13 protein-coding genes and 1 pseudogene are annotated in these 18,395 nt (G+C 69.7%); 5 read left to right on the forward strand and 9 right to left on the reverse strand.

Features of this window, described 5'->3' with window-relative positions; translation table 11 throughout:
- Positions 1-254 precede the first annotated feature (254 nt).
- The 4 genes and pseudogenes from Raf01_RS49765 to Raf01_RS24315 form a co-directional block, all read right to left on the reverse strand.
- Positions 255-671: pseudogene (locus Raf01_RS49765) on the reverse strand (oligopeptide/dipeptide ABC transporter ATP-binding protein); the annotation flags it as partial.
- Positions 672-908: 237 nt separating this feature from the next.
- Positions 909-2,153, reverse strand: coding sequence for a HAMP domain-containing sensor histidine kinase (locus Raf01_RS24305; RefSeq protein ID WP_203920289.1), 1,245 nt, complete (start codon positions 2,151-2,153; stop codon positions 909-911).
- 82 nt (positions 2,154-2,235) lie between these two features.
- A complete protein-coding gene (locus Raf01_RS24310; RefSeq protein WP_203920290.1) occupies positions 2,236-2,883 on the reverse strand; it encodes a response regulator transcription factor in 648 nt (215 codons plus the stop codon).
- A gap of 36 nt (positions 2,884-2,919) precedes the next feature.
- Complete coding sequence (locus Raf01_RS24315; protein ID WP_203920291.1) at positions 2,920-3,108, reverse strand: hypothetical protein; 189 nt, start codon at positions 3,106-3,108, stop codon at positions 2,920-2,922.
- On the opposite strand from Raf01_RS24315, the gene Raf01_RS24320 reads away from it, so the two are divergent.
- The 4 genes from Raf01_RS24320 to Raf01_RS24335 are packed head-to-tail and all read left to right on the forward strand — an operon-like array spanning position 3,107 to position 6,655.
- Positions 3,107-3,715, forward strand: a complete 609-nt coding sequence (locus Raf01_RS24320) for a hypothetical protein (RefSeq protein WP_203920292.1) — start codon at positions 3,107-3,109, stop codon at positions 3,713-3,715. The two genes, Raf01_RS24315 and Raf01_RS24320, sit on opposite strands and share 2 nt — an antisense overlap.
- Entirely contained in the window at positions 3,712-4,779 is a 1,068-nt protein-coding gene (locus tag Raf01_RS24325) for a peptidoglycan-binding protein (RefSeq protein ID WP_203920293.1), read from the forward strand. The genes Raf01_RS24320 and Raf01_RS24325 overlap by 4 nt, the downstream gene beginning before the upstream one ends.
- Positions 4,776-5,468, forward strand: coding sequence for an ABC transporter ATP-binding protein (locus Raf01_RS24330; RefSeq protein WP_203920294.1), 693 nt, complete (start codon positions 4,776-4,778; stop codon positions 5,466-5,468). Before Raf01_RS24325 ends, Raf01_RS24330 begins: the two co-directional genes overlap by 4 nt.
- Positions 5,465-6,655, forward strand: coding sequence for an ABC transporter permease (locus Raf01_RS24335; protein ID WP_203920295.1), 1,191 nt, complete (start codon positions 5,465-5,467; stop codon positions 6,653-6,655). Before Raf01_RS24330 ends, Raf01_RS24335 begins: the two co-directional genes overlap by 4 nt.
- A 57-nt stretch (positions 6,656-6,712) precedes the next feature.
- On the opposite strand, the gene Raf01_RS24340 is transcribed toward Raf01_RS24335, so the two are convergent.
- From Raf01_RS24340 to Raf01_RS24355, 4 genes are all read right to left on the reverse strand, one after another.
- On the reverse strand, positions 6,713-7,891 hold the full coding sequence (locus Raf01_RS24340) for a metallophosphoesterase family protein (protein ID WP_203920296.1): 1,179 nt from the start codon (positions 7,889-7,891) through the stop codon (positions 6,713-6,715).
- 184 nt (positions 7,892-8,075) lie between these two features.
- Positions 8,076-9,101 carry a hypothetical protein gene (locus Raf01_RS24345; RefSeq protein WP_203920297.1) on the reverse strand — a complete coding sequence of 342 codons (1,026 nt, stop codon included), beginning with the start codon at positions 9,099-9,101 and terminating at the stop codon, positions 8,076-8,078.
- Positions 9,102-9,309: 208 nt separating this feature from the next.
- On the reverse strand, positions 9,310-11,346 hold the full coding sequence (locus Raf01_RS24350; protein ID WP_203920298.1) for a DUF4153 domain-containing protein: 2,037 nt from the start codon (positions 11,344-11,346) through the stop codon (positions 9,310-9,312).
- Positions 11,347-11,775: 429 nt separating this feature from the next.
- Positions 11,776-15,615, reverse strand: coding sequence for a carboxypeptidase regulatory-like domain-containing protein (locus Raf01_RS24355; protein WP_203920299.1), 3,840 nt, complete (start codon positions 15,613-15,615; stop codon positions 11,776-11,778).
- A gap of 176 nt (positions 15,616-15,791) precedes the next feature.
- On the opposite strand from Raf01_RS24355, the gene Raf01_RS24360 reads away from it, so the two are divergent.
- Complete coding sequence (locus Raf01_RS24360) at positions 15,792-16,790, forward strand: hypothetical protein (protein WP_203920300.1); 999 nt, start codon at positions 15,792-15,794, stop codon at positions 16,788-16,790.
- Between the two features lie 272 nt (positions 16,791-17,062).
- Here Raf01_RS24360 and Raf01_RS24365 read toward each other — a convergent pair whose 3' ends face one another.
- On the reverse strand, positions 17,063-17,863 hold the full coding sequence (locus Raf01_RS24365) for an SAM-dependent methyltransferase (protein ID WP_203920301.1): 801 nt from the start codon (positions 17,861-17,863) through the stop codon (positions 17,063-17,065).
- Between the last annotated feature and the right edge of the window lie 532 nt (positions 17,864-18,395).

An 18,395-nucleotide genomic window follows, 5' to 3' on the forward strand; every position in this document is an offset into this window, starting at 1 on the left:
GTGGAGCCGACCGTGGTTCGGACCGGCAGGGGTTCGCGGAACCGGGAGCGGTAGCCCCGATTGAATTCGGCGAAGTCCAGGATTCCTCGAGCCTCGACTGTGGATGGAACGGGTGGTCGCCTCAGGCATCGGCGGTGGACTGTACCGTTCGACCATTCTGGCTCGGCTCGTCTGCGCCGCGCCGCGACCCAGATCAGTCGCCACCCGGCGCTGCTGTGCCAGGGCGAGTTCGGCGATGGAGTCCACGGGGAACAGCACGCCGCGAGGTGTCCGGACGCGCCGGTGGGTTCCAGCGGCGGACGGGCCTGGGCGCACTGCGGGCGCGCCAGCGGGCAGCGCGTGCGGAACCGGCAGCCGGTGGGCGGGTCGACCGGTGAGGGCGGGTCGCCCTGCAGGACGATCCGGCGGCGGGCCCGTCCGACCTGCGGGTCGGCCACCGGCGCGGCGGACAGCAGCGCCTGGGTGTAGGGGTGGCGGGGGTGGGTGAACAGCTCTTCGGTGTCCGCGACCTCGACGATCTGTCCGAGATACATCACCGCGATGCGGTCGGCGATCTGGCGCATGACCGACAGGTCGTGGGAGACGAACAGGTAGCTGAGCCCGCGCTCCTGCTGCAGCCGGCGCAGCAACTGCAGGATCCGCGCCTGGACGGAGACATCCAGCGCGGACACCCGCGACGGCGTCCGACGACCGACGGCGCACGACGGGCGCTGATGGTCACCTCTCATCGGGCGGCCGCCACCGAGCGACCCACCAGCCGGTCCATGCGCCCCGCCGCTCGCGTTCGAAGGTCCGCCGCGATACGCGTACGGGACTCGGGTGGCCGGGTCAGGTTCGACACGGGCCGCGGTCGACCCACTGCACGGCGGTCCAACGACCGGTGACGAGGCCGCCGCGGGGCCACGCACTCAACGCGCATCGCGCCTTCTCGAGAGCGAAGTATCGGGCAGATCGGGGGCAGGTCCAAGATCGGCGGACCGCGGAAGGGTCACCGTGACATGCAGGCCGCCAGTCGCCATCGGCTGCGCGTGCACCGTGCCGCCGTGGACATGCGCGATCGAGGCGACGATCGCCAGGCCCAGGCCGAAGCCATCCTTGCTGGTTCGGTCGTGCAGCCGCCGGAACGGCTGGAACAACGCCCCGACTGCGCCCGGCGGCACCACCGGTCCGTGGTTGCTCACGTCGAGGCGCACGTGTCCGTCCACCGTGGACGTGGCCAGCCACAGATCGCCGCCGGATAGGTTGTACCGCACCGCATTGTCCACCAGGTTGGCGGTCAGCCGCTCCAGGAGGATCGGGTCGCCGGTGGTGAGGGCCGGCTCCAGCGACAGGTGGGCCTGCCGGTCGTGCAGGTTGGTTACGTCGAGCACATCCTCGGCCACCGTGGCCAGGTCGGTCGGCTCGCTGACCGCCAACCCACCGTCGTTGCGAGCCAGGGTCAGCAGTGCCTCGATCAGGGCCTCGGCGTGATCGACTGCCGCTCGAACATCGCGCGCCATCCCCGTGAGTTCGGCCTCGGTCGCGTGCGGCTTGGCCAATACCACCTCGACACTCGTGCGCAGGACGGTCAGCGGTGTACGCAGCTCGTGACTGGCGTTGGCGATGAACTGCCGTTGCCCTTCGAACGAACGCTGCAGCCGGTCGAGCATCGTGTCGAACGTGTCGGCCAGCTCGCGCAACTCGTCGCGTGGACCATCGAGCGCCACCCGGGCCGACAGGTTGTGTTCAGAGGCTGCCTGAGCGGCCGCGGTGAGCCGGTGCACCGGGCGCAGGACGCGCCCGGCGACGAACCAGCCGGCCACGGCGGCCAGCAGGGTCGCGGCGGCGAGGCTCAACCCCGACTGCCACAGCAGGGAGTCGAGCGTCGCGTCGCGCTGCGTCTTGGCGCCGATGATGACGCCTTCGTCGTAGGCCCTCTGGCACTTGGTCCGGAGATTGGCGTCGTCGGTCGGCTGCCCGTGGAGAATCAGCCTGCACTGTTCGAGGAACTCGTCCGGCGGCCTGGCGTCCTTGCCTTCCCCGGCTTTAGCGACGCTGGTTTTGTCGAGAGTCAGCTCGGTGACGCGCGGCAGGTTGGCTGCGAGCAGTCCATAGGTGATCGCGACCAGGGCTGTCCCGCAGATCGCGAACAGCAGCGTGTACAGCAGCGTCAACCTGACACGGACGCTGAATCTGGGCCGTCTCACTGCTGTGCCGCCGGTTGGCTCTGATCGCCGTCCCGGCTCGGCCCTGCCCTCACAGCCGGTACCCGCTGCCGACGACGGTCTCGATCAGCGGCGGAGCGCCGAGTTTGCGCCGCAGCCGGGTCAGGGTGACCGAGACGATGTTGCTGAACGGGTCGGCTGTGGTGTCCCAGACATGCTCCAGGAGGTCCTCAGCACTGACCACCGCCCCGTCTGCGGCGGCGAGCATCTCCAGGACCCCGAATTCCTTGCGGGTCAGCGACAACGGTCGACCGGCGCGGCTGGCCCGGTGGCGGGCCCGGTCGACGGTCAGGTCACCGCGCCGCACGACCGGAGGCGCCGATGGGGCCCGCCGGGCCAACGCCCGCACCCGGGCGACCAGCTCATGGAAAGCGAACGGCTTGCCGAGGTAGTCGTCGGCGCCCAACTCCAGGCCGTTGACGCGGTCGTCGACCCCGGAGGCGGCGGTCAGCATGAGGATGCGGGCGCCGTCGGTGGCGGCCAGTGACCGGCATACCTGGTCGCCGTGGACGACCGGCAGGTCCCGGTCGAGCACCAGGACGTCGTAGTCGGTCTCGGCAGCCAGGGTCAGCGCCGCCGCGCCGTCGTACACGATGTCGACGGCCATACCCGCATCGCGCAGCCCTTCACCGATCCGCTCGGCGAGCGTCGCGTGATCCTCAACCACAAGCACCCGCATGCCGACCATTGTGCGCCGCGGCTGATGACATCGGTCCTACATGGCGTGTAGCGCCCGTGTCACCGTCATGCGTGTAGACCTGACGGCCATGAGAATCGGACTGCTCACCGCCGCGGTGTTGACCGCCGTGGCGTTGACCGCATGCACCTCCAGCGGCAGGTCGCCGAGCGTGCCGAGCCTCGGCGGGGCCAGCCATTCGGCGCCACCGGGCTCTGGTGCCTGCATGAGCGCCGCCGAGGACCTCAACCAGCTGACTGGCGACAGCGGGCGCCGGCCGGATGCCAGCCCAAGCGGCGGTGCCAGTCAGGGCACGGGCGGCGGCAGGGGATCCGGCGATGACCTCGGTTACCGGCCGACCTGTGCCGGGGCGAGCGGCGATGCGCGCAAGAACGCGTTGCACGCAGCGGCCGAGTGCATCCGCCAGCACGGCATCCCGACCTACAAGGATCCGGTGCTGAGCGCGGACGGCCACGTGTACACCGACTCGCGCAGCCTGCAGGATGCCGACGAGAACACCGTCCAGGCGGTGGCGCAGGCATGCAGGGACCTGATCCTCACCGCGCAGCTCGTGCCCGACGGGCAGGCGCCGGCGCCGCCGAAGCTGGTCCAGGCCGGGGTGAAGTCGGCGCGGTGCATGCGCGCCAACGGTCTGCCCAACTTCCGCGATCCGACCGCCAACGATCTGTTCACGCCGGGGCACGGGTTCGGCATGCACCCCGAGGATCTGCCCGGAGACAAGACCGACCCGACTGTTCAGCACGCGCTGCAGGCGTGCCGGTCGATCCTCGACGAAGAGGCCCGTGCCTCCAGCCTGGGGAGTCTCACGCAATGAATCGACGAACGTTTGTGACGGCGGCGGCCACCGCGGTCGCGGTCACCGCCACCGGTGGCTTGTTGGCCTGGAAGCGTCCGGGCGCGGCCAGTACCGCCCCCACCGGGGTACCGACCACGACGGCGAAGGTCACCAGGACCGATCTGTCCACCAGCACGCAGGTGTCCGGCGCACTGGGGTACCGCGGGGACTACAGCGTCATCGCGCAGGGCGCCGGCGGCACGCTCACCACGCTTCCGCAGCCGGGTACGGTGATCAAACGCAACGAGCCGGTATACGAGGTGAACAACCGACCGGTCCGGCTGTTCTACGCCGGCCGCCCGGCCTTCCAGCCATTCGCCGCCGGGATCGCGCCCGGGCCGGACGTGCGGGCGCTGGAGGACAACCTCAAGGCGCTGGGCTACCTGTCCACCGCCAACAACACGTTCACCTCGGCGACTACGACCGCGATCAGGCGCTGGCAGCGGGCGACCGGCCAGAGGGTCAACGGCCGCATTGAGTTGGGCGAGGTGACCTTCCAGCCCGGCGCGATCCGGATCGACACGGTCACCGCCAAGCTCGGCACCGACGTGCGTGGCGGGGAACCGCTGCTCACCGCGACCTCGACCACGGCCGTGGTCACGATCAACGTGCCGACCGGCCAGACCTACCTGGTACACCCCGGCGACACCGTGACCATCACGCTGCCGGACCGCAAGAAGGTGACCGGCAAGGTGGCCTACCTGTCGCCGGTAGCCGACGACCAGCCGCAGCAGCAGGACCCCGGCCGTGGCGGGCAGGTGACCGTCCCCGGCATCGTCACGCTCGACAACCCGCAACTGGGGGCCAACCTCGACCGCGCGCCGGTACAGGTCGGTATCACCGACGAGACGGTCACCGGCGTGCTGGCCGTGCCGATCACCGCGCTGGTCGCGCTTGCCGACGGTGGGTACGGCGTCTACAAGCTCGACGGCGCCGAGCGCATCCTGCTCGGCGTCACCACCGGGTTGTTCTCCGACACGCTGGTCGAGGTGCGCGGCGACGGTCTGCGGGAGGGCGACGACGTGGAGGTGCCGTCCTCATGACCCCCGCGCTCGAATTGCGGAACGTGAGCAAGACCTATCCACCGCCGACGACCGTCACCGCACTGTGCGATGTGGATTTCACCGTGCAACGCGGCGAGACGGTGGCCATCACCGGCGCGTCCGGGGCCGGCAAGTCGACCCTACTGAGCATCCTCGGCACGCTGGAGCGGCCCAGCGGCGGCACGGTGCGCATCGCCGGGACCGACACCTCCACCATGTCGGACACGCAACTGTCGGGTGTCCGTGCCTGGCACATCGGGTTCGTCTTCCAACAGTTCTTTCTCCTCGACCACCTCTCGGTGCTGGAGAACGTGGCCACCGGCCTTGTGTACCGGGGAGTGGCGACCAGCATTCGGCGAGAACACGCCACCCAGGCCCTGGAACGGGTCGGGCTGGCCGGCCGGATGCGTCACCGACCGGCTCAGCTCTCCGGCGGCGAGCAGCAGCGGGTGGCGATCGCCCGCGCACTCGTCGGCCGGCCGGCGGTCCTGCTCGCCGACGAGCCCACCGGCAACCTCGACACCGCCAACGGGCACGAGATCGTGAACCTGCTGGCCACGCTGCGCGAGACCGACGAGGGCACCACGGTCGTGCTCATCACGCACAACAACGATGTCGCGGCGGCGATGGAGCGGAAGATCCAGCTCCAAGACGGGCGGATCGTGCACGACTCGGGAGCGACCGGATGAGACCACGCAGCCGCCTGCGTCCATCTGACGCGCTTTCCGTCGGTACCGTCGGACTCCGAGCCCGCCGGATCCGTTCGACTCTCTCGGCGCTCGGAATCGCCATCGCCATCGCGGCGCTGGTCGCCGTCCTGGGCGCGGCGGAGTCCTCGAAGAAGCACCTGCTGGACGAGCTGGGCCAACAGGGCAACCTGCTCACCGTCGGGACCGGGCAGACGTTCGACGGCAATCCCACCCCGCTGCCCCCCACGGCGCAGACGATGATCGCACGCATCCCGCCGGTGCTTTCCACCACCGCGGTCGGCAACATCGACGGGGCCACGGTCCGGCGGACCGACCGCATCCCGCCGGAGAACACCAACGGCATCAACCTGATGGCCGCGCAGGTGTCGCTGCCGAGCACGCTGTCGACCAGGATCCTGCGCGGCGCGTTCCTCGGGCCGCTCGCCGAGCGGTACCCGGAGACCGTGCTGGGCTACTCCGCCGCGCGAAGCCTGGGCATCGACAAGCTCACCGCGCAGACCCAGGTCTTCATCGCTGGCCGGTACTTCGCCGTGGTCGGAATCCTGGACCAGGTCAGCGTCGCGCCGGAGATCGACACCTCGGCCCTGATCAGCTTCGGCATCGCCGACCAGCTGTTCGACCTGGGTGACGTGCCCACCCGCATCTATATTCGGGTCGATCCCGACCAGGTGCCGGCGGTGGCGGCCGTGCTCGGGGCGACCGCGTCGCCGGAGAGCCCGCCCGACGTCCAGGTCCAGCGTCCGTCGGACGTCATCCTGGCCAGGCTCCAGGCCAAGGGCGCCTTCGTCGGGCTGTTCCTCGGCCTCGGCGCCATCGCACTGCTTGTCGCCGGGGTCGGCATCGCGAACATCATGGTGATCTCGGTGCTGGAGCGGCGAGCCGAGATCGGGTTGCGCAGAGCGCTCGGCGCGCGACGGCGGGACGTTGCCGCGCAGTTTCTGCTGGAATCGGCGCTGCTGGCCGTCATCGGCGGGGTCGTCGGCATCGGGCTGGGCTGCCTGGCCACGGTGGCTGCGGCCCGCCTTGCCGGCAATCCGGTGGCGATCCCGCTACAGGCCCCGCTGGCCGGCCTGATCGCGGCCCTGCTGGTCGGTGCACTAGCCGGCCTGTACCCAGCCACCCGGGCATCGCGGCTACCTCCCGCGGACGCGCTGCGCACCCTCTGACCGGCCGCGAAGGGGCCCGGTCCTGTCGGAACCGGGCCCCTTGTCGAAGCGAACGGGTCAGCCTTGGCAGCTGCCGGAGCCGGAGTCGCTGTAGTCCAGTGCGGACGGGCCGAACCCGGCACCGGCCAGCGCCGGCTTGTACGTGAACGAGTAGCCGTGTGGCTTGAGCGTCAGGTTCATCACGCCGTAGCCCTGGTCGTAGCCGGTGACGACGTTCGGGTTCGCGTACACGCCGTTCGACACGGCCAGGGTATCCAGCGCCTCACCACCGGTACCGATAATGATCTCCGGGATGCCGTGCTTCGGGTCGTAGCTGCCGGCCGGATCCATCGGACGCAGGCGGGCGTACGCGTGTTCGTGGCCGTTGAGCACGAGCGTGGCGTGATTGCTGTAGAGCAGCTGCCACCACGCGTCGGCGACGCCGCCCTCCTGACCACCGGCACCCGGCGCGGAGGCCGGCACGGTCGCGGTCGAGTCGGTCGTGGCGCTGAAGGTCGGCTGGTGCCAGTACGCGACCGTGCACGGCTCGTTGTTGTTCTTCAAGTCGTTGGCCAGCCACCGCGTCTCCTGCGCGAGCAGGCCGCCACCGGTGGTCGAGCAGTCATTGTTGAACGCGGCCGAGTTGCACTCGACGTTCAGCGAGATCACGTGCCAGTTGCCGAGGTTGTACGAGTACCAGCCCTGGTTGGTGGCGGTGTCGTCACCGGCCTGGCCCTGGCTGTTCGGTGTCCCGTTCTGGTCGTGGCCATTGAAGTAGCCGAAGTAGCCGGTGCCGTTCTGCGCCGGCTCGTTGTCGCCCTTCTTGGTGTAGCTGTAGTACTCGTGGTTGCCCGGCGCCGGGCGCTCGATGAACTTCAGGCCACCCCACGCCTGCTCGAAGGAGCCCTCGAAGTCGCTCAGCTTGCCGACCTGGTACTGCTCGTCACCGAGCAGGGCGACAGCATCGGGGTGCAAGCCCAGGGTCTGCCGCGCGGTCGCGTACTCGGCGTCGTAGCCACCCAGGTCGGCGCTTCCACACTTGAGCGAGGCGGGATTCGACTCGTTCTCGGCGTCGGCGGGCTCACAGGCGATATCGCCGACGGCGGCCAGCGTGTACTGCTGACCCTTGGCCGCGCCGTCGTACGGCCAGTCACTGCCGCTGATCGGCGAAGCCGCGACGGCGACACCGGCGACACCGGCGACCGCGACGACCCCCACAACCGCGGCCAGCGGCAACTTGCGAATTCGAAAAGACACCAACGTTCCTCTCCGGGCGAGTGGATCTACAGGGAACCTAGGGCGTAGTCGCCGAGATGCGACAAACGAAAGTCGATCATCAGGTGAACAGTTGTCGCCCTCGAACCCCGCACGCGCGTCGGGTCCGTCTTTCGCGCCAGGAACGTATCCAGGAATGCCGTTGACAAGCACGGCCGGCGTCTGATCAGGGGCAGAGGTCCACGCCAAGCTTGCTGCCCATGACCCTCTGCACGACGGCCTGCGGCTGGTTTGCGGTCAGGTCGAAGCTGAGCACCCTCCCGGTCACCGCGGTGCCGGTCGCCCGGACCTCGTTCGCATCACCCTCGATCCCACTGAGCGTCTGGGAGGCGGCCGAGCGGGCCGCCTGGTTGGCCTGCGCGCTGCGGTGGTCGGGAAACGTCAACGCGTCCAGTGCGGTCGTGTCGGTCGGACCGGCTATTGCAGTGATCTCCGCCTGCGGCGGCGTGAAAGTGCCAGGGAATTGCCGGCGTACGGCGGCGAGCTGCTCCGGGTTGACGCTCTTGCCGATCATGCTGGTCAATGGCATGCAGGCGGCGGAGCCGACGGCGATCGCCGCGGTGGCGGTACGGTCCTGCCTGGCCGCGACCTGAGCGAGCAGCGGGACCACGGACTCGGCGTGGCCGAGCGGGTGGGACGGTACGGCCATCAAAGACCGGACCGCGACCGCGTCTGAGCTACCGACCAGCAGATGCCGTTTGCGGTCGATGCCGATGGCGCGTAGTGGGAACATCCACGTGTGTTCCTGGCTTACCTGGCCTGTCGGACCAATGAGGATCGATCCGTCGGCGCGGTAGCTGAGCCGGGTGAGCTTGGTGGCCAGGCCGGATAGATCGGTGCGTACGTCGTAGCTGAGCACCTCCACCGGTGGGAGGTGGACGCGCTGGACGTCCAACTCCCACCGTGCGTCCCTGGACCTGATGCCCAGGTCGCGTTGCATCTGGTCATCAACGGCGACGAGCCCACCGGCGAACGAGGTCGTATTCTGATCGCCCAGCATCGACCAGTCGGCGTAGAACACGGAGCCGTCGCCGATGTCTGGCACCTGGTCGAGCGCCGACGACAGGGCGGAACCGTGAGCCGCGGTCCCGCCGCCCTCGGAAGGCGTGCTGGCGGAGGGGCGGCCACTGACGGAACAGCCACTGAGCGCCAGCACGACGACTGCGGCCAGAGTCGTACGTCGAAAATCCAACTTCTCCCCCGCAATGCCAGACCGTCCCTGTGACAAACCAGCGGACCGTCGGGGGATCGCGTTACATAGCCCGGTGGAGTCGTTCATGACCGGCGAAAAGTACGGTCATGGGCACCTGCTTGCCGCTGTCAGAGACTGCCGCGGAGCCCGAACCGGGTACGCCCAGAACCCTAACGCCCATCGCCGGCGGCGAGGACCGGGGCACGCGTCACCGCGTCTTCGGGAAGTCGAACTGGTCGGCGGACTGGCAGTCGAACGGCCCCCCGATCGCGTCGCGGCCCAGCCGGTCCAGCGTCCGGCGGGCCCGTGATCGGTCGAGATTCCACGCGTACCAGGGATCCGGGTCGGCGAGCTTGCTGGAGACCCAGCTGAGCGTGCACCGGCGTGCCGGGTCTGGCAGCGTGGCCAGGGCGGGTGTTGCGTCCGCCGACAGCGCCCGCAGGTACCATGCGTCGATCTTCCCCGCCTCCTGGTACCGGGCAATGTTGCGCTCCGCCGCGTACTGCTCAGGGTTGAGTACGGCCAGGCCCAGCAGCATGACCACGCCCAGCCCGAGCGTCATCTGGGGGATCCAGTCGCCCCGCAGCCGCAGCCCCGCCCCCATCACCAGCAGGAAGATGCAGCCCAACAACAACTCGAATGCCATGACGAAGATGCGCTCGCCGGTGAAGCTGTACACCTTCTGGTACGTGTACATCCGGGAGAGCGCGGAGGCGACGATGACCGTCGACAGCGCGCACAGCGGACCCAGCAGGATCCGCAGCCAGACCCGGTCGAGGGCCCGGTCCCGCCGGGCCCACCGACCGACGCCGCCGAGGATCGCCAGGGTCAGCACCGTGACCGCACCCAGTTGCCAGAAACCGCTGCGCGCGTAGTCGGCATAGTCCAGCCCGGCAGTCTGCAGGACGTGCCGTTCACCGCCGAAGAGCACGGTGAACTGCACGGCGACGAAGCCTCCGAAGAGCACCACCAGCGCGCCGACCGGCAGCCCCCACTCCAGGGTCCGCAGCCGACGCCGCGCCGCCGCGTCCATCGCGGACAGGTCGGGCGGCGCGCAGACGGTGTAGACCGCAGCGACCGCGGTCAGACCACCGACCGCCAGGAGGAACACCCAGCTGAACACCTGGCCGACGCCGATCGCCGGTACCACATCGCCGAGCACTACGGAGAAGGCCGCGTCAGCCGACGAGAGCAGGGCCCCGAAGACGAGCAGTACCAGCGCCGTGACCGCGACCGACCAGGCGACGCGGGCGCCCAGCCCGGCCCGGTGCGGAGACCGGCGCAGGTGACGGCGCACCCACGGCAACCCGCGGACTGCGGCGACCGGCACGGCGACGAGGCTGAACAGGATGGAGCGGACCTGACGACCGCCGACGATGGCCAACGAGAGGCAGCCCAACGCTCCCACGACGCTGAAGGTGACCAGCCACCAGGCATTGCGGAATGCGAGCACGGTGAGCAGCGCCAGCGCGGCGGCTGTCCAGCCGAGTCTGATCCACCGCTCGACCGGCGGTACTGCGGCCACGGCACGCCGCACGGCCGGAATCACCCCGAGTACCAGCGCGAGCCCGGCGAGCAGCCAACCGATGCCGGTGCTGCCCAGCGGCAGGAAGATAGCCAGGCCGAGTGCTCCAGCGATGACGGCCAACGGTACTTCCACACCCCGCTCCGACGCCGGTCCCGGCCAGCGAGTCTGGAAGAACGACGGTGCCGGGGCGGCGGCGTGAGGCGGTCCGAAGCCAGGGAACGGCGCTACCGGCACCGGCCGCGCGGGCTGCGGTGCCGGCGGCCCCGCAACTGCCGGCTGCGGCGGCATCGGTCCCGCAACGGCGGGCTGCGGCGGCATCGGTCCCGCAACGGCGGGCTGCGGCGTCGGTCCCGCAACCGCCGGCTGGGGCGGCGTCGCGGCGGACCGGGGCGGCGGGACCAGGGGCGGCCCCATCGTCGGCGAGGCCGGTGGCATGGCGGGATACGGGATCGGGGTAGGCGGCGGGCTGCCGGGTGGCAGCAGCGGAAGGAAGACCGGGTAGCCCTGGGTACCCGGCGGAATGACAACTGGTATCGCCCACGCCGCCTGCCCCGGCTGCCCCGGCCAGGCGATGTGACCGGGTGGGGCATCCACCGCGGTCACGACAAGCAGATGCGGAGCCACGACCGGCGGAGCCACGACCGGCGGCGCGCCGGCCGCGGCAGCGCTGGTCGCCGCCTGTTCGGTCGCGGACTCCGCCGCCTCCCGCTCACTCATCGACCCAATCCCTACACCCGAGGGTGTTGAGTCGCTGGCGCTGGGTGATGGGCCTGGCGGCTCAAGCTCCGGCACGGTGACGGCTCCTCGCTCGGGGGGGGTGTTCCGACACATTACGGCCAGTCCCGCACGGCCCGCCGCCCCGCGCGCGGCCTATGCGTGTCACCCGGCTCTTTTTGTTTGACCCGGACTGGTTCGGGCGCCCGGGCGCACCCTCGCTGACCCGCCCCGTCCGCGGTTCGATGCGTGGCCGCGGGCGGCCGACGTCAGGGAGAGCCGCCCCGGGGCCCGGGCGGTCGCGGACGGCCTGACGGCCTCCGCCGCAGGGCTCTCCCTGGGCTACGGCTGGAAGCTGGCCATGGCGCTGTACCTGCCCGGCGTGCGCGAGCGTAAGGCACTGGGACTGGCGGCGACGTGACCGCCGCCGGCTCAGGAGCCGGCGGCGGTCACCCGCAGCGAGACCGGGAGCGGATCGAGCGTGTACGGGGTGTCCGTGCTCTGCTCCAGAGTCGCGGTGTACGAGCCGGGCTCGGTGAGCCCGGCAGCGTTCAGCGTGACGCTGATCGTGGCCGTCTGTCCGGGTTTCAGCGTCAGCTGCCGCGGGCTCTCCGACAACCAGCTGACGTCCGACTCGATCTGGTCGTATCCCTGCAGGACCTCGGCCGTGGACACCACGTTGGGCAGGTGCGTGGTGCCGCCGACCCGGTACATGCCGGAGCTTCCACCACCTCGCGTGGTGGCGGCCGGGGCGTCGGGCAACGCACTCCAGGTACCGGTCTGCGGATCGTAGGCGTACCCGTGGGCGGTGGCCACGAAGTTGCCGTTCTGGGTGGTGAACCCGCCGGAGAGCAGCAGTTCGCCGTTGGCCGCGGCGTACGACGACTGCGCCAACACGATCGGCAGGTCGGCGAGCTTCGACCAGCTGTCGGAGGCCGGGTCGTACACGAAGGCGTCCTGCACGGGGGCGAAGTCCACCTCTCCACCGGCGCAGTACAGCTTGCCGTCTACCGCGCCGCAGGCGCCCCAGGAGATCGGCTCCGGGTAGGCGGCGGCCTTCGACCACGTGTCGGTCGTCGGGTCGTACACCTGGACATCGGTCGTTCCGCAATCGGTGACGCCGCATCCGCCGACCACGTACAGCGTGCCGTCCAGCACGGCGCCGGCGGAACCGCCGTACGGGTGCGGCTCGTCCGCTCCGGTGGTCCAGGTGTTGGTCGCCGGGTCGTAGACCTGCGTCGCGGCGCTGATGCCCTCACCATTGGCCCAGCCGCCGGTGTAGTAGATCCTGCCGTCGATGACGCCGTGCGTGGGCTGTTCACTGGCGTCGGGGGCGTCGGCCCGTTGACTCCACGTGCTGCTGCGCGGATCGTAGGCGTACAGGTCATTCATGATTCCGCTGCTCAGGTTGGTGCCTAACGCCGAGTAGACGGTCTGCCCCACGGTGTCGACGGCGTTGTCGTACACCTTGATGGGCAGGTCGGCGATGGACTTCCAGGCCGAGGCGGGCGCCGGTGAGCCGGGCGAGGTTCCGCTGCGCTCGATGGCCGTCCACGCGGCCGGCGCACTGCCGGTGTTCTTGACCGTCAGGGTTCGCGTCACCCTGTGGCCCGACTCGACGCTGCCGCTGATCGGGCCCGCGCTGACGGTCAACCGTCCCGCCTTCAGCGTGAAGTCACGCCGCGAGACCTTGTCGGCGCGCACCTTCACGGCTGCGGTGGCCCCGACGTACGAGCGCATGGCCGCGGTGGAGGTGTGGTTGCCGGCCCCGGGCGCGAAGGCGTCGTAGAAGCCGTCCCCGGTCCCGGGATCGTCCGGTGTCGCGGTGGTGACGGCGTGCACCGAGCCGTCCGGGCTGCTCACGGTGGCCCCGACGACGCCCTTGCCGGTGTTCGCGTCGATCACGGTTCCGATGAGCATGCCACCGGGGACCGGTGTCAGGCTCCGCTCGGCGATCGCGACGTTGTCCAGTTCCCAGAACACGCCGGGGCTGACGTAGTGGAACCGGATCTGCACGGCGGACCGGCCGGCGAACGCGTTGAGTGCGATCTCCACGTGGCTTGGCCCGTAGAAGCCGAAGCCGAAGTCCTGGTGCCAGAGGTTGGTCCAGGTCCTGCCGCCGTCGGTGGTGATGTCGACGTCGCCTGTCTGTTCCGAGTCGCCGTGATAGGCGGTGTCGAAGGACAACTCGGGTGAGGTGTCGGCGGACAGGTCGTACACCGGGCTGATCAGCTCGGTATTCTCGGCGATCCGCGTGTCGGCGTAGTTGCTGTCGGCGATGGCGAAGTTTCCGTCGCCGCCGGTCTGGTTGCCCTCGTCGCCGGGGTCGTCGAAGACCCAACCGTCGGTGGTGCCGGGGGCGTTGACCACGCTCCAACCGGTCGGCGCGGCGCCGGTCGAGTCGAACGACTCGACACTGGCGGTCTTGACGTTGCGCGTGTAGCCAGGATTGGTGAGCGCCCAGGTGTCGCCCGGCAGGGCGAAATCCTGCTTCGTCGCGTGCTTGCCGACCACGACGTCACGGGTAGCGGGCTGGTAGCCGGGATACTCGGCGGTGACCTGCAGGGTGTAGGTGTGGTCCTCGGGGAGTCTCAGGCTGTAGGCGCCGGTGCCGGGATCGGTGTACACCGGGCCACCGGGCACGCCCTTGACGGTGATCTTCGCGTACAGCGGCCACCCGTGGCCGGCCCCGTCGCTGACCGTGCCGGCGACCTTCTCGACGGCCAACTGCCGAAGCGCCAGGTCCAGGTGGACGGTGCCGCCGTCGGCGACGTCGGCGGACGCGGTGGCCTCGGCGTAACCATAGGCGTCGACGGTGATGGGGTACGTGCCGCTCTTCACGGTCAAGGTGAAGGCACCGTGGGCGTCGGTGGTGGCGGTGTAGGGTCCCGAACTCACCACGGCCCCGGCGATCGGGGTGCCGGCCTTGTCGGTGACGGTGCCGGTGACCTCGCCGTGCGGGCCGAGCCGGAAGGCGTCCAGACCGTTCGGGGTGCCCAGGCCGGTCGGGCCGTCGTAGCCCGTCCTCGCCGTGCACAGGTAGGAGACGGAGCAGGTGCCATCGCTGCCGCTGGTCACGTCGTTGAGATCCGACGCCCCCGCCAGGTACGGGTACTCCACCGGCCGGGTGCCGGGTGCGGGTGTGCCGGCGTCGGCGTAGACGCCGGCGATGATGGGCGCGGAGGCGCTCGTACCGCCGATCACGATCCAGCCGCCGTCGCTGCTGTCATAGACGGCGGGACCGGTGGCGGGGTCGGCGACGGCCGAGACGTCCGCGACGGTTCGGGTGCCACAGCCGGTGTCGGTCTGGAACGCGGGCTTCGGCTCGTAGAGCGAACAGCCCGAACCGGTGGAGCCCTTTCCGGCACCGCCGTTCCACACCGATTCCGACCAACCACGCGCGCCGCCCGCCTCCCGCAGCAGGGAGGTGCCGCCGACGGACGTCACGTTCGGGGACGCGGCGGGGTAGGAGACCCCGTATCCGTAGTCGCCGGCGGAGGCCACAATGGCGACGCCAGGGTGGTTGAAGTGCGGGTCGAGGCTGGTTTCCGCGGGATCCTCCGGCGAAAAGACGTACGACGAGCCCCACGAATTGGACACGAACTTGGCCCCGAGCGCCACGGCTTGGTCTTCGGCCGCGGAAAGGTTCGCCGGCGATGCGTCGTCAGCCTCCACGAGCAGGAGGTGAGCCTTCGGAGCAACCGCGGACACCATGTCCAGGTCAAGGGAAATCTCGCCGACCCAGTCGTCGCTGGGAGCCGGATAGTCACTGCCGCCGCGCTGGTCCACCTTGTTGAAGCAGCCATCGGCCGTGGTACAGGCGGGCAGGCCGTACTGCTGCCGGTAGAGGGTGAGGTCGGCTTCTGCCTGCGGATCGTCGAAGGCGTCGACGATGGCGACGGTCTGGCTCCCGCCCCCATCGGAAGGCAGGTTGTAGGCGCTGCGCAGATCGGCCGGCCCGTAGCCGCTGGGCGCCACGGCAGCCTCACGCAGCAGCCCCTTGCGCGGTGTGACATCGGTGCGCTGCAGAGCGAAGCACGTGAAGTCGCCCGCCTGGGGAGTGCCGCACATGCGTTTGACGCCGTGCGCGGAGACCGGTGTGGTTGTCTTGGCGGCCAACGCACCGGAGTCGGCCGCCGTGGTTGGACGACCCGTGAACGGCGTGGTCTGCGGTGCGGCCTGGACCGCACCCGCGAGACCGGGAAGGCTTTGGCCGGCCAGTACGCCGATAACCGTGGCCACCACCGCGAAAGCCCGAAACGAACGACGCATGGTTGCTCCTTCTCTCGTCCCCGAGTCGCCGGCGCCGAGCGTCGTCACGCGGTCGTCACGCAGTCTCCGTGCAACTTTCAGAGATTCGAGCGAGACATTAGCAGCGAGCCGTCACGCCGACGCGCCTGATCCGGCCAGGTGCCTGTTCCGGACAGCGATGGCCTACGCTCACGGCTGTGACGGATGCCGGTGGGCGGGGAAGCTGGGAACTGATCGGCCTATCCGACCTGGACCAACAGGTGTACCGGCGGGTCCTGCTGGACCCCGGAGCCGACGCCGCGGCACACAGCGAGGCACTGAGCTGTCCGGCCGCACAGGTACACGGGGCGCTGGACCGTCTGGTGTCCTTGGGCCTGTTGCGGCTCGACACCGCAACGGGCGGCCGCCACGAGGCGGTGGACCCTCTTGCCGGCCTCGGCGCGTTGGTGCGGGAACGACGACACGCCCTGGACCGACTCGAGGCCGCCTCACACGATCTGTCACGGGTATTCGCCGCCGGACTGATGCGCACCGAGCCACGTCGGTTGTTCGAGGTGGTGGAGGGGCGCGCGGCGACCGCGACCCGTATCCACGACCTGCTCGGCTCCGCGAGGAGTGAAGTGGTCGGCATCGACAGCCCACCGTACGTCGCGCCGAGCAGCGCGTACGTCAGCGACGCCGAACTCGATCTGCTGCGCCGAGGCGTCCGGTTTCGGTCCCTGTACGCAAGCCCGGTCCTCGACGAGCCGGCGCTGGTCGCCCGCATCCACTGGATGGTCGAGTCGGGCGAAGAGGCCCGGGTTCTGCCGCAGGTGCCCATGAAGCTGCTGGTGGTCGACCGGGAGAGCGCCGTGGTACTCCTGACCGGAGAGGAGGCCGCGCCGGAGACCGTCTCGGTCGTGGCGGCGCGCTCGGCGCTGACTGACGGCCTGCAGGCGATGTTCGAGCAACTGTGGTCGCACGCCAGCCCGATCCGGTTCGGATCGGGCCGCCACGGCGCCACACAGGCGCGCGACGCCGACACAACCGAGCTTGTCGACCTGCTCACCGCAGGGATGAAAGATGAGTCGATCGCCCGCCATTTCGGGATCAGCCCACGAACGGTCCGCCGCCGCATCGCAGCGCTGCTCGACGAACTCGACGCCACCGGCCGGTTCCAGGCTGGTGTCCGCGCGGTCAAGCGCGGCCTGCTGTGATCCTGCCCGACTCTGCTGCCAGATTCTGTCTGCACGGCGAGGGTGAGATCCCGCCCCAACTGCCGAACCGATGCGACCAGATGGGATGCGACCGACGTCCGGGCTGGCCGCAGCCGCCGGCCCGGTCGTGGGAAGTGGTCATGGAATCCGGGATCAGCCCCTCTTCTTCCTGAGCGCGACGACCGCGTCGTGAACCGCCGTGCACGAGGTCAGGTAGTGCAGCCCTCAGGGTGCGGTGGCAGGGACGTCCGAGAGGGACACTGTCAGAGGAGTCAGCAAACACGACTTTGAGACAGACCGTAGTTCTTCGTCGCTGTCACCATCGCGAAGCCCAGGAGGCTGCCTCGGTCGGCGTTGAGCAGGTCAATGATCTCTTGGCGATCGCGGCGTGGCCCGGACTCGTCACCGCCGTGCTCGGCCACCGCTTGTGTCCACAGCAGCCAGTCCTGCCAGCCGTCCTCCTGGAGTCGTGCGCAGGTGACGGTCACTAACTCGGTGATGTGCCATTGAAAGCGCCACCACTCGGGGGTATGCCAGGCAATGGGCTCCCAGCCGAACAGCTTCTTGATCGGCTCCGGGATCGCGCCGAGATCACGGATCTCCCGGGTCATTCCCGGCGTCGACATGCCGATCTGCCCGCCCGGCCGCACGAAGCCCGCGAGATAAGGCAGATAGCTGTCGGCCGTGCCGAAATACTCGAACGCGTCGATGCTCACGATCGCGTCGAAGCTGTCCCGGGCAAACGGCAGTGCATGCGCCTCGGCCCGCACGGCGGTCACCCGATCGGCCACACCGGCTTCGGCAAACACGGCCGCCGCTTCATCCGGCCCGATCCACAGGTCGGCCGCCACCACGTGAACGCCGTACTCACGGGCCAGGAAGACCGATGTCGCCCCTCGGCCGGAGCCCAAGTCGAGGACCTTCATGCCCGAGTGCAGGTCGAGGTCTTGGGCCAGGTCTTCCAGCAGCCACAGCGGATTGGGCCCCATGTCCAGGTCGAGCAGCCAGACCGGGTCGTACTGAGACGAGCGCGGATAGCGGTCCGGGCGGGCAAGCGCATCGATGGCTGTCATGGATGCCGATCAAAGCCAAGCGCAAGCGGCCCCGCAACCAAATTGAGCGACCGGCTGGGATCGGGCACGCATGAGCGCCACGCATGTGCAGGCGGTCCGCGACGTGTCGTTTGCCCTGCGGCGGGGAGTGTTGACCGCGTTCGGCGCTCGGGCGAGAGACAAAGCGGCGCACACGGTCACGGGCGCGGACCAGCGGGCCGCATTGCGTGTGGGATTCCTCGCTACTCGCGTTGACCTGTGTGATCTGGCCGACTAGCATCTGTCGTGAATTACGGTCCTGGCCGTAATCGTCGGCAGCCTACGGGGGTCTCGAATGGCCGCGCGACTGCGTGCCCTTGTCGGGCTGCTGCCCGGCTGTACCCTGGCGGCCCTGCTCGCGCCCGCAGCCCGGGCGGTGGCCATGACCAATCCAGGCTTCGAGCAACCGGTCACGGGCGGTGTCATCCCGGGCTGGCGGCAGACCTTTGGCAGGGCACCGGCGTTCGCTGTCGTAGACACCAGTCCTGACCGCAGCCTGTACGGCGCCTCGATC

This window comes from Rugosimonospora africana, from assembly GCF_016862975.1.
In the GTDB taxonomy this organism is placed as follows: Bacteria; Actinomycetota; Actinomycetes; order Mycobacteriales; family Micromonosporaceae; genus Rugosimonospora; species Rugosimonospora africana.